This is a genomic window from Neobacillus mesonae, from assembly GCF_023715155.1.
GTDB lineage: Bacteria > Bacillota > Bacilli > Bacillales > Cytobacillaceae > Neobacillus > Neobacillus mesonae_A.
Genome location: NZ_JAMBNQ010000001.1, coordinates 118,262 through 133,699, shown reverse-complemented (window position 1 = coordinate 133,699; position 15,438 = coordinate 118,262). Strand labels below are relative to the sequence as shown.

The following is a 15,438-nucleotide window of genomic DNA, read 5'->3' as shown; positions in this document are numbered from 1 at the left end:
TTTATTTTCTTAGGTTCATCAAGATGTTTTATTTGATATCTTTTTGGTTGCCTTCAGCATCACGTTCAACTTTCATTTTTGTAACAGGCAGGTATCCTTGATCTTTTAATAAAGTATTTTGGATATCGTCTGACATCATATAATCTAAGAACGCTTTTGCTAAGCCGTCAGCTTCACCTTTTGTATAAGAATGTTCGTATGCCCATACAGGGAATTTACCAGATTGCACATTTTCTTCTGTTGCTTCCACACCATCTATTGCAAGTGGTGTTACTGAATCATCAGTGAAGTATGAGAATGCAAGATATCCAACAGCACCTTCTGTTTCATTGATAATCTTTTTAACTGTATTAGAAGAATCTTCCGTAATTCCTTCTGCAGGTGTTGCACCATCAAGAGCAAATTTATTAAATACTGCACGAGTACCAGATGAATCAGGACGATTAACAAGAACGATTTTTTGATCTTTACCGCCAAGTTCTTTCCAGTTAGTGATTTTGCCAGTGAATACTTTGATTAAATCTTCTTTCTTAATATCTTTAATGCCAACCTTAGGATTTACTGCAGCAGTAATACCTACCACCGCTACTTTATGGTCAACAAGCTGATCAGCAGGGATACCTTCTTTTTCTTCAGCAAAAACGTCTGAATTACCGATTTGTACAGATCCTTCTGACACTTGTGATAATCCTGTACCTGAACCGCCAGCATTCACTTGAATATCAACTTTAGGATTCTCAGCCATGAACTCTTCAGCCGCTGCTGCAACTAACGGCTGCATTGCTGAAGAACCTGAAACGACTAATGAGCCAGAAAGTTCTTGTGTATCTCCACTTTTAGATGCCGCATTATCTTTTTTATCTGCTCCGCCTCCGCAGGCAGCAGTGATTACCATTAATGCTGCCAATAATGCCAGCATGCTTATTTTTTTCAAACTTTTCATTTGCTTTATTCCCCCTAAGGTATTGGTTGTTAAGTTTGTCCGTCTTACAAGTCTAAGAATAAAGTACTACTGTAAACGGAGTTTTAATCAATTGTAAAGTTTGTGTAAATTTATATTGAGTTTTTGTAAATCGAGATATAAAACTTATTATATTATTTTATAAAATAGAATGAAGTATGCATCCTTTACATACTAAAAGAGACCTGTCTCAAAATTAAAGACAGGTCTCTTTCACATGTTTTATTAGTTAGACTGATTTGTTTCATTATTTTGGTCTTCCGCTTTTTTCCCTTTAGCAGTTTGTCTCTCTTTCTTCAATTCGAAATAGGCATCCAAAGCTCTCTTGCCAATATTACCATTAATACCCGGGCCAGTGTTGCCTTGATAGGCCCATGGAACCACGACAGCAATAGCGACTTCCGGATTATTATAAGGAGCAAAGGAAACCAAGCTTAAATTCATTACAGGTGTACCCCATTTACTGCGGTCAGAACCATAGTAAAAGGCTTGAGCTGTTCCCGTTTTTGCGGCAGGATCGTAGGAAGCACCGTTTAAGTAGCTTGCTGTACCGCCGGTCTGTGTAACCATATGGAAACCAAGCTGCACCCGCTTTATCCATTCTTCCTTCATATCCAAGCGGTTTAACACTTTAGGCTGGATTTCTTCAATCACTGGGCCTAATTCATTATTATCCAAAATTGGTTCCCGGATTTCCTTAACAACATGCGGCTGCATCCGGTTTCCGCCATTAGCAATCGTCGATACATATTGAGCCAATTGAATTGGTGTATACGTATCATACTGGCCGATGGCTAAGTCCATCAATTTACCTGGAATCGTTTCGGAACCTGGAAAACCAGTCATTTCATTTGGCAGGTCAATTCCAGTCCTGACACCAAGTCCGAATTGGCTGAATGATCTTCTAATCGTATTAAATGCTGATGTATCAATTGGTAATGATTGATTTGGCACATAATGTCCATTTGCAATTTTAATAACCGTTTTAAACATATACACGTTTGAAGAAACTTTAAGTGCTTCAATATCACTTATTCTTCCAAAAGTCCTCCATGATTTCTTAACAGGGGTGTGGGCGATTTTTATCGGTTCATCCACTAATGTTTCCCCTGGATGAATCGCCCCTGTTTTATATCCTGTTAAAATGGTTGCCCCTTTAACCGCAGAGCCAACGTTGTAGGAGGTCGTAAATGTCCCTTGAGCATAGTCCTGCATTTCTAATTTCCCTGTCTTCTTATCCCGGATGAGCTCTTTACCAGCAAGTGACAAGATTTCTCCAGTATTCGGATCCATCATTATGGCAAAAGCACGATCCATGAGAGCTGTATTGCCATACTGACTCTTCGCCTTCCACATCTCATCCTCAATGATTTTTTCTACCTTTTTCTGAAGTTCTGCATCAATCGTTAAGACCAGGTCTTTTCCACGCTGACCTTCCGAGACAACTTCTTGTGATAACACATTTCCAGCCTTATCGGTCTTATTAAGCACCTTTGCCTTTTGACCATGTAATACATCTTCATATTGATATTCAAGATAGCTTTTACCCACACGATCATTTCGGCTGTAATCACGAGCCATGTATTTTTCTAAATCCTCTTTAGGCAGTCCTTCCGCTGAAGACGAAACTTTTCCTATAATAGTTCTTAATGTATCACCAAACACATATTTTCTTTCCCAGTCTGTCGTTGTGTCTACACCTGGAAGATTCTCTAAATTTTCACTGACAGCGGCAAATTCTTTTGCAGACACATTCTCGTTTTTAATAATTTGAGGTGCTAAAGCATAACCGCTGTTCATTTTTTTAAAGATAGCAATAGACTCGAGGTCCTCTTTTGAATAATGACTAATCTTAGAATCTTGAATTCTCTCAAGCTGTAATTTATAAATCTTCTTATAATCCCATTTCTTGTCGTCATATAAGGCCCATTCTTTTTCTGTAATCAAACTTTTTGCTTCCTTAGGATTTTTGATGAGCCAGTAGTCTTTTTTATCACGGTCACGAACTTTTTTCGTGTCAATATCAATAACTTTGGCTAATTTCTCTGCCGTTTCCACCATTTCAGTTTGACTTGTATTTTGACTTTTTGTATAAGTAATTGCGTTCAATGGCGTATTATCAACAATAGCATTTCCATTCCGGTCGTACATTTTTCCCCTTGGCACAGGATTGCTTACAGTAATATCCTCTGTCCGTTGAATTTCTCGCTTAAAATCATCACCAAATACAATTTGTATCGTGCCAAGACGAAGAATTAAGATGGAAAAAAGTAAAAATACAGCAAAGAATAACATGTTCAATCGAAAAGGAACATGTGACTTTTTCTTTTTTTTCTTTTTATTCAATGGTCATCAACACATCCTTTTCATTGGTTTTCATAACATGTTCTATTTTAGCCGATTTAGAAGTATTTTTCTATGATGAACGCTTGCCAATTTTTAATAGAAAAGTGCAAACTCATTAGTCAGTCATTTTTATACTTTTATCGTAAAAAAATACGATGAGCCGAATTGACTCATCGTGTTGGTACAGGTAAAGAAACTCGTTTCATGAAAAAATAAATTAGTGTGTGTCCTGCTCCTAAAACTAATAGGAGGATGGGAATACTTTTTTCTTCATTAAATAATGTAATTGCAGCCAAAAAGGCAAGTATGGATACAATCCTGCCAATATTGATGAAAATCTCCCGGACCACGATATATTCAATTCTCATTTCAGCTGCCTTCCACCCTTGTCCAATGACATCATATGTAGTGGAAATATAAGGGACTAGGAGAAGCGGATAGGCAATAGCAATAATACCTGCATATATCATTAATTTTAAATACGTTACTTCCCATACAATTAAGATTACAGCCGCATAGAGCAAAACTCCGCCAATCAGAATAGCCTTTTTGCGTAGATTCTTTTTGATCAATCTGGAGGCTAGAAAGTAAGCAATAAATGAGATTCCCGAATTTAAAAGGCCATATGTACCTAAAGCCATTTCACTTCCTGTAGATATGTAAACAAATACCGAGATGACAAATAAAAACGTCCCTTCCCTTAAACCTTGAAAAAAGTGTGCATTTGTTACGAGACGCCAATTTTCATTTTGTTTTCTCTCTTCGAAAATCCTTGTAAAACAGTATCTGCCATGTGCTGGCCGCGGTTTTAATGAAAAGCTCAAAAAAACAGCTAAGGCAAATAATGCTAAAGATATTCCAAACACAAACGTATAACCTGTGAACTGTTCAAACCTCGTGATAATAATCCCAGCAGCAATCGGACCAATCATTCCTCCAAAGGAAGACAAAATCCCTAGAAAACCGTTAAAAAAGTCCCTTGTCTCAGGTTCGGTAATTTCAAAGGTTAACACATTGTAAGCGAGCCAATAAAATCCATACCCTACTCCCAAAAGGCCGCCCAATAGCAATAGAAAATCAGCTGCTCGTGTCCCCGTCATTAATACAGAAAGATAAAAAAGCGCTAAAAAAATTACCCCTATTCTAAGCACAATCACTCTGTCGATTTTTTTCGCCCAGCGCCCAGCCAAAATAAAGGTTAATGGCTGTAAGATCACGATTGCAAGATTGTAAAGTGCCAAATCGGAATACTTACCTGTTTGCTTCCATAAATATATATTCACAAATGTATTAGATAAGGCTACACTTAATGAATATAAGCCTCCAATAAAAAGTAATAATGTTAAATCCTTCGTTAACTCAACATCACCTAGTAATTTAAATCTTTTTGCCATCTAAAACTCCCCTTTTTCTTAAGAGGTAGTTTTCAACAAGGCAGATGTTCTTATTCATTTACGAAAATAAAAAAGACAGCCGAGGCTGCCTTTTTTATATAATCATTAGATTATTTTGCTGCGCTGTAACGTTTTGACACTTCATCCCAGTTTACAACATTCCAGAAAGCGCTGATGTAATCAGGACGTTTGTTTTGATATTTTAGGTAGTAAGCATGCTCCCAAACGTCAAGGCCTAAGATTGGAGTCTTGCCTTCCATTAATGGAGAATCTTGGTTTGGTGTGCTTGTTACTTCTAATTCGCCGTTGTTTACAACAAGCCAAGCCCAGCCTGAACCAAAACGGCCTGCAGCTGCTTTTGCAAATTCATCTTTAAAGTTATCCAAGCTGCCAAATTTATTATTGATTGCATCAGCTAATTCACCAGTTGGTGCTCCGCCGCCATTTGGAGAAAGAATAGTCCAGAAAAGTGAATGATTAGCATGTCCGCCGCCATTGTTACGTACTGCAGTACGAGCTGCTTCTGGAACTGCATCGAGATTAGAGATTACTTCTTCAACTGATTTAGAAAGCAATTCTTCGTTACCGGCTAATGCATTGTTTAAATTTGTTACATAAGTGTTGTGATGTCGAGTGTGGTGAATGTTCATTGTTTCTTTATCAATGTGTGGTTCAAGTGCATCTTCTGCATAAGGTAATTTCGGTAATTCAAAAGCCATGGTAAATTCCTCCTATGTAATATGAATTTTTTAGGGCTCTAGTCATAATTCTTAAATTAATTATGATTTAAGAATTCTTCTAAAGCTTTACTTAAAAGATACCAAAGATAACCATAAGATTCAAATAATAAGCTTGGGTTTCACCATATTTAAAGTATCCATTTTAATAAATAATATTCTCAAGCACTTTAAATTTTCTCATTCAGCCTTTTCAGTATAGTTAAATTCTTGTATATAGTCTTGACAAAGGATAAAATAAAAAGATGAATTTATTTTAAGGTGGTCTTTATGAATATATTTAAGCAGCTCGTGAAAAGTATTTATTCTCCGAAGGATATTGCTTATTTCCGCTTTCAGGGAATAGGAAAAACCATTTTATATGTATTTCTTTTAACTTTCATATCCATCCTTCCTACTATTATTTATATGAGTACGGCATTATCCTCTGGTCTCGATACCGCAAAAACATTTATTCAAGACGAGGCGCCTGACTTTTCTATTCATAACGGTCATTTAACAGCAAAAACAGAAGTCCCGGTTACAAAGAATCATGATGGATTTACTTTTTTTCTTGATCCTACTGGAACCGTTTCAGCGGAAGATGTCGCTGATGCGGGGAATGCTTTTGCACTATTGAAGGATGAATTTGTTTTAGCTGCAGGCGGACAAAGTGATCCTTACCCCTATTCTATGATGGAAGGATTAAACATCAATAATCAAAAACTTATTGATTTAATCGATAGTATTAGCGGACTAAAAGGTATAATCATCCCTGTTATTTCTATTTTTATTTATCTATTTTCTAGTGCATCCAGTTTTATTGAAGTTTCCATACTGGCACTAATTGGTTTAGTTCTTAAAAATATGACAGGAAGAAAACTAACCTATCGGCATTTGTGGAGAATGGCTGCCTATAGTGAAACACTTCCAACCCTCTTTTTCACTGTAATGGCTGCATTAAAAACAACTGTTCCAAATACATTTTTAATCAATTGGGTTGTCGCCATCATCGTATTACTTCTTGCGATTAAAGAAATACCGAGACCAAAAAAAGCATCCTAAAAAAATGGGATGTTTTTTATTTTTGGTTCTATTTAGAAGTGGACAAGCATACCTTTGTACTAATTCCCATATGGAGGCTTGTCCGATGAAAAAATTATTAGGGTTCCTATTTGCCGTTTTAGTCATTTATGTTATTTATATCGATTTAACCGTCGGCACTCTTCCTTCATACTCCGCAGTAAATCCAAATCAAGAAACATCAGTTAGTGAAAACACACCAAAAATAAAAACGGTAATACCTTCATTTAATGCAGAGGTAAAACCTGGACAAACTGTTATTTCTATTGTTGAACACCAATTAGGCAAATCACTCCCGGTATCGATCAGCCAATTAATAAATGATTTTAAAAAGTTAAATCCAGACAAAGACCCTGAAAAAATCCAAATAGGCATTACATATCATTTCCCGGATTACTCAAAATAAGAAAAGCCTAGAACTGGATAAGTGTCAAGGTCGAATTAACAATATAAAGAAATCCATAATCATGGTAAAAATGATAAAACACTGATACAATGATATAGATTTGTTTTTTTATCCCTATATTTAGAATTCATTTAAAGGGGCGAATTACACGTGGGTGAAATAATACATCGTTCAAAAACCCGTCCGGTTAAAGTAGGCAATTTAACCATCGGCGGTAATAATGAAATAATTATTCAAAGTATGACTACAACTAAAACGCATGATGTGGATGCAACGGTTGCGGAGATTAAACGCTTAGAAGATGCCGGCTGTCAAATCGTCCGTGTCGCATGTCCGGATGAACGTGCTGCCAACGCAATTGCAGATATCAAAAAACGAATCAATATCCCGCTTGTTGTTGATATCCATTTCGATTATAAGCTTGCTTTGAAAGCCATTGAGGGTGGTGCGGATAAAATCCGTATCAACCCTGGTAACATCGGCAGACGGGAAAAAGTTGAGGCAGTTGTAAAAGCTGCTAAAGCAAAAGGAATCCCAATTCGGATTGGAGTAAATGCCGGTTCACTTGAAAAGAAAATCCTTGATAAATACGGTTACCCGACTGCTGACGGTATGGTGGAAAGTGCTCTCCATCACATTAAAATACTTGAAGACTTGGATTTCCATGATATCATCGTTTCCATGAAAGCTTCAGATGTTAATCTTGCCATTGAAGCATATGAAAAAGCTGCACGTACCTTTGATTATCCGCTGCATTTAGGGATTACAGAATCAGGAACATTATTTTCCGGCACTGTAAAAAGTGCTGCCGGTCTGGGAGCCATTATCAATAAAGGAATAGGAAGCACCCTTCGCGTATCCTTAAGTGCCGACCCTGTTCAAGAGGTTAAGGTAGCACGTGAACTGTTAAAAGTATTCCATCTCTCATCAAATGCAGCTACATTGATTTCCTGTCCAACATGCGGAAGGATTGAAATCGATTTAATCAGTATTGCTAATGAAGTAGAGGAATATATCCAAAACATTAAAGCACCAATTAAAGTATCTGTTCTTGGCTGTGCAGTGAATGGACCTGGAGAAGCACGTGAGGCCGACATCGGTATTGCCGGTGCTCGTGGTGAAGGTCTTTTGTTCAGACATGGAAAGATTGTGCGGAAAGTACCTGAAGCTCAAATGGTCGAGGAATTGAAAAAGGAAATTGATCAGATCGCTGAAGAATACTTTAAGAAAAAAGCAGAAGAAGAACAGATAACAAAGTAAATTTAAGAAAACCCGGTAAAAATACCGGGTTTTCTTTTAGCCAAAATATGGCCAGTTTAAAAAAATGGAAGAATAAAGATACCGATAATAATCGATACCGCTCCAATACCAATTGCCCATGCGCCAAGCCTTTGGGCACCTCTGCGTCTTGCAACAATCCCAAGTACAATCCCTGCAGCACCAAAAAGAATTGGCAATACAAACAGCGATAATATAGATAATGCTAAAGCTACTGTTCCTAAACCCGCTCCACCTTCAGCTCTTTCCCTGTCTTCATCCCTAGCTCTTCCACGGTTGACAGAAATTGGAGCTGCTATTTCCGCTGCTGTTTCTTCCTGGTGATTTCTTGAACGAATTGGAACAGTCGCTCCTCTTTGCGGAATGTCGTCCTTCTTAAGTGAGACCCTTAACGGTACTGGTGCACCAATCTCTGAGGCGGTTTCTTCCTTAAAGCTTGAGGTTTGTGCAGGTACAGGTGTTTCGTATTCAGAAGCTGTTTCCTCTTTCATCTGTGAAGGATAACTTGGAATTCCTTCACCAATAGAGGAACCCTCAAAGGCTTCCTGTACATGATTGTCACTTTTCTCTGCCAATTAGCATCCCTCGCTTTCAGTAATAGGAGCATTCATTATTCTTTGCTATTCAACTTGTTTTACTATGTTAATATTTGTCTTAAATAGTGAATCATTGCATTTTTTCAAAAAAAGTTCTTTATCATAAAATTTTCTTTGGTAAAATTAAAAGTAATGTAATGTAAATGAAGGTGAAAGCAAGATGAAGAAAAATTTTGGCATTGACATTGATGGGACTGTTACTTGTCCGACGTCTATGATCCCTTTTATTAATGAGGCTTTTAACTTAAACCTTACCTATGAGGAAATAGATCAATATGATTTAACACCTTTCGTTAATGTTTCAAGTGAGGCCTTTGCTGAATGGTTTTCCAAAAATGAACCAGTGATCTATAAAGAATCCCCCATTGCATTGGGTGCAGAGGAGGCTTTAAATAAATGGAAAAAGGCACATGAATTATTTTTCATCAGTGCTCGCGGTCCTCATTTAATGGATGTCACCCAAAATTGGTTTATCAAACATGGAATTACCTTTCACCATATTGAACTAATTGGGTCTCATGATAAGGTTGAAACAGTAAAAAAGCATCATATCGATATCTTTTTTGAGGACAAACATGATAATGCAGTAGCAATACACGAGGAATGCAAAATTCCTGTCATATTATTTAACACTCCGTATAATCAAGATGCAATTCCGAACGGAGTTATCCGTGTGAATAATTGGAATGAAGCTGCGGAATGGGTGGACAATTGGCTCCACCAGGAAAAAAGAACCTATCAGATGGCCTTTTCAAAATAAATAAAAAACAGCTTGCCTCCGCAAGCTGTTTTTATTGTTGAAGACATTCAGGGCAGGTGCCGTAAATTTCAAATTTATGGCCCGAAATTTCATACCCCTTTAAATTCTCCATCAAAGCATCCATTGGACATGTTTCAATTTCTTTTGTTTTGCCGCAGGATAAGCATATAAAATGGTGATGATGATGAGGGGCAGTACAGGTAAAACGAAAATGCTTTTCACCTGATAATTCTGTCATCTCTAATATTCCCATATTGACAAACAGTGCAAGATTACGATAAATTGTATCGAAACTCAGCCCTGGATACTCATCCTTTAACTGTTCAAAAACATCCTTTGCTGTTAAATATTTATCACTATCTGCAAACACTTGCAGCATATCTTCCCTTTTACCCGTTTGTTTAAATCCATTTTCTTTTAAATATTGAATTGCTTCATGAACGTTCATTGAATTGAATCTCCTTTTGCACATGCCTTTTTATCATCAATTTTTTATAGAAAATTGTTAAAACTAAAATCAACACTGCAATCATGACGATGGTACCACCAGGAGCCAAATCTAAATAATATGCCGAAAATAAACCACCAAGCACGGAAATCTCTCCAAATATAATGGAAAAAAAGATTGTTTGTTTGAATCCTTTGGCAATACGAATACTGGCGGCAACAGGCAGAGTCATCAAGGATGAAACTAATAATATACCGACAATTCTCATGGAAGCTGCAATGACCAATGCTACCATAACAATAAAAATAAAATGTATGGTTTTCGCAGGAATACCAGAAGCTTTTGCATGTTCCTCATCAAATGATAAAATGAATAATTCTTTATATAATAAAACAATCGATACAACAACAACAACACTGATAATAGAAATGACAACTAAATCAATCCGGCTCACCGCTGTCACACTGCCAAATAGATAACTAAATAGGTCCGTATTAAAACCATTGGCAAGAGAAATAAAAATAACCCCTAAGCCAATTCCGCTTGAAAGAATAATGGGAATTGCTAATTCCTGATAATGCTTGTAGACTCCTCTTAACTTTTCAATAAACAAAGAACCGCCGACTGAAAATACCATTCCTAAATACAACGGGTTTAAACCGGCCATAACTGCAAACTTTCTTTCAATTAAGAGGCTTGCTGCAATCCCCGCCAATGTAACATGACTAAGGGCATCAGCAATTAATGACAGCCTTCTAACAACAATGAACACACCTAATAATGGAGCTAGAAAACCAATTAAAATACCTGTAAGGAATGCATTTTGCAAAAACTCGTAATGGAATATTCCCTGAATCATTTTAGAACACCTCCGTGCTCGTGACCGTGTTCATGTGTAAGAAGTTTTATATCATGACCGTAGGTTTTTGATAATTCTTCCATTCTCATCTGTTCAAATTCATCTGTATCGCCATGGAAAAACAAATGTTTATTTAAGCAGGCAACATGTGAAACCTTATCTGAAATGGTACCAATGTCATGTGTGACAAGGATTAAGGTAATGCCTTGGGTTGTATTTAAATCACTTAGCATTTGGTAAAAAGAACTGACATTTTGAGCATCTACTCCAACTGTTGGTTCATCAAGAATTAACAGCTTTGGGTCACTGACAAGTGCACGTGCGATAAACACTCTTTGCTGCTGGCCGCCGGATAGCTCACCTATATTTCGATTGTGAAACGTCTCCATCCCAACGGCTTCTAATGCTTTCATTACCTTGGCAGCATCAACTTTTTTAAAGGATTTAAATAATCCAATTTTCTTCGTCAATCCACTTGAAACAACCTCAAATACAGTTGCCGGAAAGCCGGTATTAAATGAATTAGCTTTTTGAGAAACATACCCAATTTTCTGCCAGTCTTTAAATTTACTGATATCTTGACCAAATAACTGAACTTTTCCCTTTTGAGGCTTTAGTAAACCTAAAATAAGTTTTAACAAAGTTGATTTACCTGAACCATTAGGCCCAACAATTGCTAAAAAAGATTTCGGAGGAACAGTCAAATTGATGTCATTAAGGACAATATCTTTTTCATATCGATAAAATAAGTGACTTATTTCAATTATAGATTGCATAATCTGCACTCTCACCTTTATTTTAAGAATCATTCCGATTTAACTTAAAGTAGTATACAATAGGTACTCCCAATTGTAAAGAATGAGCAAATGATGTAACAAATGAAAATCAATCAGGCAGGGGCTTGCCGACCTATAATGCGGTTAAATCATCTGTCACACTCCTGCTTTTTCCTCATAAATTATTACAGAGGAGTGATCAAAGTGAAAATTTTCGAAAGTATCATTAATCACAAAATAAATACAATCACTGCTGAAGAATTAATGAAGTATGCTAAACAGTTTAATATTGTTGTAAATAGAAGTCAGGCAAAGAAAATCGCTGAATACTTAAAAGGAAAAAATATTAATATTTTTGATGATCGTGAGCGTTCCCAATTGATTAGAGAAATTGCTAAAGCAGCTGGACCGCAAACCGCGCGAGAGGTAAATAAATTATTCACCGAATTGGTAAAAAATTAATGATAAATGATATAGGATGAAAAAAAGCTGTGTAATGGACACAGCTTTTTCATCTTTCTCTACCCTTCCATAATTTTATCCAAGAGATTTTCATCAAACTCTCCATTATGGAGCATAGCAATTTCAAAGAAATATGGGGCTTTCTTATTATTCTTATCCTCCCCGACGTATGGGGTTTCAAGAATTTTTGGAATATCCATCAATTGTGGATGGTGAACAACATAATTAAGCGCTTTAAACCCAATATGGCCAAAACCGATATTCTCATGCCGGTCTTTACGCATTCCAATTGTATTTTTACTATCATTGATATGAAGGACTTTCAACCTGTCCAAACCAATTATTTTATCAAATTCATTTAATACTCCATCAAAGTCCTCCACAATATGATAGCCGGCATCATGTGTGTGGCAAGTATCAAAGCATACCGACAGCTTTTCATTATGGTGAACTCCATCAATAATCATTGCAAGTTCTTCAAATGATTTTCCACATTCTGACCCTTTTCCTGCCATCGTTTCTAAGGCAATTTGGGCTTGTTCTGTGCCGGTTAAAACTTCATTAAGTCCTTCTACAATCTTCTTAATCCCAGCCTCCGTCCCAGCGCCGACATGTGCACCAGGGTGAAGAACAATTTGTTTTGCCCCAATCGCCTCAGTCCGTTCAATTTCTGAGCGGAGGAAACGCACTCCTAAATCAAAAGTATTCGGATTAGTTGTATTACCTATGTTGATAATATACGGTGCATGCACAACAATTTCATCAATACCATGCTCCTCCATATGCTTTCTTCCAGCCTCAATATTTAAGTCTTCAATTTTCTTTCTTCTCGTATTTTGCGGTGCCCCAGTATATATCATAAATGTATTTGCCCCATAAGAAACTGCTTCTTTACTTGCACCTAAAAGCATATCCTTGCCGCTCATCGAAACATGTGATCCCAGTTTTAACATGGCCTTCTCTCCATTTCCGTTATCTCTTTTTCTGATTTAATCTTCGCTGCCTTTTTTTAACTTTTTCCATTTCAGATTGCATTTTCTTTTTATAACCTGGTTTTACCTTCTTCGGTTTTCGAACTATTGACTTTGCAAGCATATCCGTCTCGTCAGCTTGTCTAACACGTGTTTTTCGCCGGTTCCGGTCTTCAAGTTCAATAAATTCACCTTTTTTAAGGTCAATATTTTGAAACTGAATTCCCATTTTTTCAAGATGAATTAGTGCATCCTCATCTGATAAATCATAAATGGTTAAAGCAGTACCGGCGCTGCCTGCCCTGGCAGTTCTGCCGACCCGATGAATATAAAAGTCTAAATCTGCAGGCAGTTCATAATTGATGACATGACTTACTCCTTCAATATCAATTCCTCTTGAGGCTAAATCTGTAGCTACAATATATTGATACTCGAGGTCCTGGATCTGCTTCATCATCTTTTTTCGTTCTCTAGGTGTTAAATCTCCATGTACACGGCCTACCTTTAAACCCTTTTCATTTAAATAATCGGCTACTTCCTCCGCCATCTTTTTTGTATTGGTAAACACAATGGCTAAATAAGGATTGTAAGCAACCAGAGCATCGTGAACAAGCTCTTTTTTATCGCGATGCCTTGATGGCAGTAAAAAATGCATTAAATTTTCTACTGTTCTTTTTCGCGGCTCAATTTGAATCATTTTTGGATTTTCCATGTATTTCTTTAAAAATGGTTTCAACTTTTCCGGAATGGTAGCGGAGAAAACTAGCATCTGCAGATCTGCCGGCATCCGTGCAGCTACTTTGTCAACATCTTCAATAAACCCCATATCCAGAATCATATCAGCTTCATCCACAACCAAAATTTGAGAAGTATGGACAAATAGGGCCTGCTCTGCAGTGAGGTCATGAATTCTCCCAGGGGTTCCAACAACTATATGCGGCTGCACCTTCAATTTTTCAATTGTCCGCTGTTTATCCGTACCACCGATAAATAATTTTGTTGTAATATGGTGTTCCCTGTCTGCATGTTCTGTGATCTTTAAAATCTGCTGATAAATTTGGGATGCAAGTTCTCTTGTAGGCGCGGTTATTACTGCCTGAACTTCCCTTCGTTCTGATTTTATTTTTTCAAGAATCGGAAGAACATAGGCAAGTGTTTTTCCTGTTCCTGTTTGTGATTGTCCAATTGCACTTTCTCCATGTAAGGCAACAGGAATCATTTGCTCTTGAATCTCAGTAGGTTCAAGAAAACCAAATTCCTCAATGGCCTCCATTATAAAAGATTGAAATTTAAAATGTTCAAATTGATTTACCTTCATTTAATTGCTCCTTATAGTAACTAATGGAATATCATATAAAAATAAATTAGCTTTTCTTCCATCAAGTAATTATAGTAAAGATTATTACAAATCGCTAGTTAAAACCCTATATTATCATCATTAACCGCTCCAAAACTTTTAAACCACTTTTTATTATTTCACTAAGCAGAATACCTAAACAAAATTCAATTAGATGCATACCTTAAAACAAGGATAAATATGAAATTTTCGTGTTTGATATGCCGAACAAAACTTGAATATTGAAAGGAGGTATTTGGTATGATGCCAGGACCAAGGATGCCGATGCAAGGAGGGATGGGTCCAAGATTATTTGGCGGGGGAAATCCGATGGGCTCAGGTCTATTTGGAGGAGGACGTTCACCAATGATGGGACCCCAAGGAAATCCTTTTGGCGGGTTAATGGGCGGAGGTGCTCCGCAAATGGGCCGAGGAGGCGGTGGCGGTTTACTTTCAAGGCTTTTGGGAAGAGGCGGCGCTGCCGGTGGACCTGGAGGAATGATGGGTCCTATGCAGGCTATGCAGGGAGCCCGTGGTCTGATGGGTGGAGCAGGAAGAGCCGCAGGCGGCGGATTACTTCAATCCATGTCCGGCTCTGGAGGAGGCGGCCTTATGGGTTTTCTTAATAATACCCAGCAGGTTATAAAAACCGCACAAACAATCGGTCCAATGGTTCAACAATATGGACCACTGGTAAGAAACCTTCCAGCCCTTTGGAAACTTTATCGAGGATTAAAGGATTCCCCAGATAGTAATGAAGATGAATCCAAGGAAGGAGCAAAAAAAGAAGCGGCTATCATGGAGTCATCTGAAACCAAAGAAAAGCAAACCACTTCTGCTAAAAGTACAAAACAAAAAAACAGCCAGCAAAATAGAACAACATCCAAAAGGACAAAGCAAAGAATCAGCCAGCAAAATAAAGCGAAAACTACAGGCCGTAAGCAGCCTAATGCAGCCAAAAGCACCCAATCTCCTAGAGGGTCTTCTCTTCCAAAATTATATATTTAATCCAAAGAATGCTGATCATGTTGTTCAGCATTCTTTTT

The 15,438-nt window shown here is 37.3% G+C and carries 16 protein-coding genes; 6 read left to right on the top strand and 10 right to left on the bottom strand.

The window, feature by feature from the left end; all coding sequences use genetic code 11:
• Positions 1-28: 28 nt before the first annotated feature.
• From M3183_RS00720 to M3183_RS00705, 4 genes are all read right to left on the bottom strand, one after another.
• Entirely contained in the window at positions 29-943 is a 915-nt protein-coding gene (locus tag M3183_RS00720; protein ID WP_251465414.1) for a phosphate ABC transporter substrate-binding protein, read from the bottom strand.
• 243 nt (positions 944-1,186) lie between these two features.
• Positions 1,187-3,256, bottom strand: coding sequence for a peptidoglycan D,D-transpeptidase FtsI family protein (locus M3183_RS00715; protein ID WP_251466230.1), 2,070 nt, complete (start codon positions 3,254-3,256; stop codon positions 1,187-1,189).
• A gap of 221 nt (positions 3,257-3,477) precedes the next feature.
• On the bottom strand, positions 3,478-4,701 hold the full coding sequence (locus tag M3183_RS00710) for an MFS transporter (protein ID WP_251465413.1): 1,224 nt from the start codon (positions 4,699-4,701) through the stop codon (positions 3,478-3,480).
• Between the two features lie 110 nt (positions 4,702-4,811).
• The gene (locus tag M3183_RS00705; protein WP_251465412.1) at positions 4,812-5,420 is read right to left on the bottom strand and encodes a superoxide dismutase; all 609 of its coding nucleotides are present in this window, start codon (positions 5,418-5,420) and stop codon (positions 4,812-4,814) included.
• A 288-nt stretch (positions 5,421-5,708) separates the two neighbouring features.
• Between M3183_RS00705 and M3183_RS00700 the strand changes: the two genes are divergently transcribed.
• The 3 genes from M3183_RS00700 to ispG all read left to right on the top strand — a co-directional run bounded on the left by M3183_RS00700 (position 5,709) and on the right by ispG (position 8,166).
• The gene (locus tag M3183_RS00700; protein ID WP_251465411.1) at positions 5,709-6,482 is read left to right on the top strand and encodes a DUF1189 domain-containing protein; all 774 of its coding nucleotides are present in this window, start codon (positions 5,709-5,711) and stop codon (positions 6,480-6,482) included.
• Between the two features lie 85 nt (positions 6,483-6,567).
• On the top strand, positions 6,568-6,906 hold the full coding sequence (locus M3183_RS00695; protein WP_251465410.1) for a hypothetical protein: 339 nt from the start codon (positions 6,568-6,570) through the stop codon (positions 6,904-6,906).
• Between the two features lie 150 nt (positions 6,907-7,056).
• The gene (gene ispG, locus M3183_RS00690) at positions 7,057-8,166 is read left to right on the top strand and encodes a flavodoxin-dependent (E)-4-hydroxy-3-methylbut-2-enyl-diphosphate synthase (protein ID WP_396953684.1); all 1,110 of its coding nucleotides are present in this window, start codon (positions 7,057-7,059) and stop codon (positions 8,164-8,166) included.
• Positions 8,167-8,222: 56 nt separating this feature from the next.
• Here the strand turns inward: ispG and M3183_RS00685 are convergent, their stop codons facing one another.
• Positions 8,223-8,549, bottom strand: coding sequence for a hypothetical protein (locus M3183_RS00685; RefSeq protein ID WP_396953690.1), 327 nt, complete (start codon positions 8,547-8,549; stop codon positions 8,223-8,225).
• A 391-nt stretch (positions 8,550-8,940) separates the two neighbouring features.
• On the opposite strand from M3183_RS00685, the gene M3183_RS00680 reads away from it, so the two are divergent.
• Positions 8,941-9,540 carry a 5' nucleotidase, NT5C type gene (locus tag M3183_RS00680; protein WP_251465409.1) on the top strand — a complete coding sequence of 200 codons (600 nt, stop codon included), beginning with the start codon at positions 8,941-8,943 and terminating at the stop codon, positions 9,538-9,540.
• Positions 9,541-9,571: 31 nt separating this feature from the next.
• Here M3183_RS00680 and M3183_RS00675 read toward each other — a convergent pair whose 3' ends face one another.
• The 3 genes from M3183_RS00675 to M3183_RS00665 are packed head-to-tail and all read right to left on the bottom strand — an operon-like array spanning position 9,572 to position 11,623.
• Complete coding sequence (locus M3183_RS00675; RefSeq protein ID WP_251465408.1) at positions 9,572-9,988, bottom strand: Fur family transcriptional regulator; 417 nt, start codon at positions 9,986-9,988, stop codon at positions 9,572-9,574.
• Complete coding sequence (locus tag M3183_RS00670) at positions 9,975-10,847, bottom strand: metal ABC transporter permease (protein WP_251465407.1); 873 nt, start codon at positions 10,845-10,847, stop codon at positions 9,975-9,977. Before M3183_RS00670 ends, M3183_RS00675 begins: the two co-directional genes overlap by 14 nt.
• Positions 10,844-11,623, bottom strand: a complete 780-nt coding sequence (locus tag M3183_RS00665) for a metal ABC transporter ATP-binding protein (protein ID WP_251465406.1) — start codon at positions 11,621-11,623, stop codon at positions 10,844-10,846. Before M3183_RS00665 ends, M3183_RS00670 begins: the two co-directional genes overlap by 4 nt.
• A gap of 204 nt (positions 11,624-11,827) precedes the next feature.
• Here M3183_RS00665 and M3183_RS00660 point away from each other — a divergent pair, with 204 nt between their 5' ends.
• On the top strand, positions 11,828-12,085 hold the full coding sequence (locus tag M3183_RS00660; protein ID WP_251465405.1) for a DUF2624 domain-containing protein: 258 nt from the start codon (positions 11,828-11,830) through the stop codon (positions 12,083-12,085).
• Positions 12,086-12,144: 59 nt separating this feature from the next.
• Here M3183_RS00660 and M3183_RS00655 read toward each other — a convergent pair whose 3' ends face one another.
• Together M3183_RS00655 and M3183_RS00650 are read right to left on the bottom strand one after the other, a co-directional pair.
• Entirely contained in the window at positions 12,145-13,038 is an 894-nt protein-coding gene (locus tag M3183_RS00655) for a deoxyribonuclease IV (RefSeq protein ID WP_251465404.1), read from the bottom strand.
• Between the two features lie 19 nt (positions 13,039-13,057).
• Positions 13,058-14,374, bottom strand: coding sequence for a DEAD/DEAH box helicase (locus M3183_RS00650; RefSeq protein ID WP_251465403.1), 1,317 nt, complete (start codon positions 14,372-14,374; stop codon positions 13,058-13,060).
• Between the two features lie 279 nt (positions 14,375-14,653).
• On the opposite strand from M3183_RS00650, the gene vrrA reads away from it, so the two are divergent.
• Complete coding sequence (vrrA, locus tag M3183_RS00645; protein WP_285878205.1) at positions 14,654-15,400, top strand: VrrA/YqfQ family protein; 747 nt, start codon at positions 14,654-14,656, stop codon at positions 15,398-15,400.
• Positions 15,401-15,438: the final 38 nt, after the last annotated feature.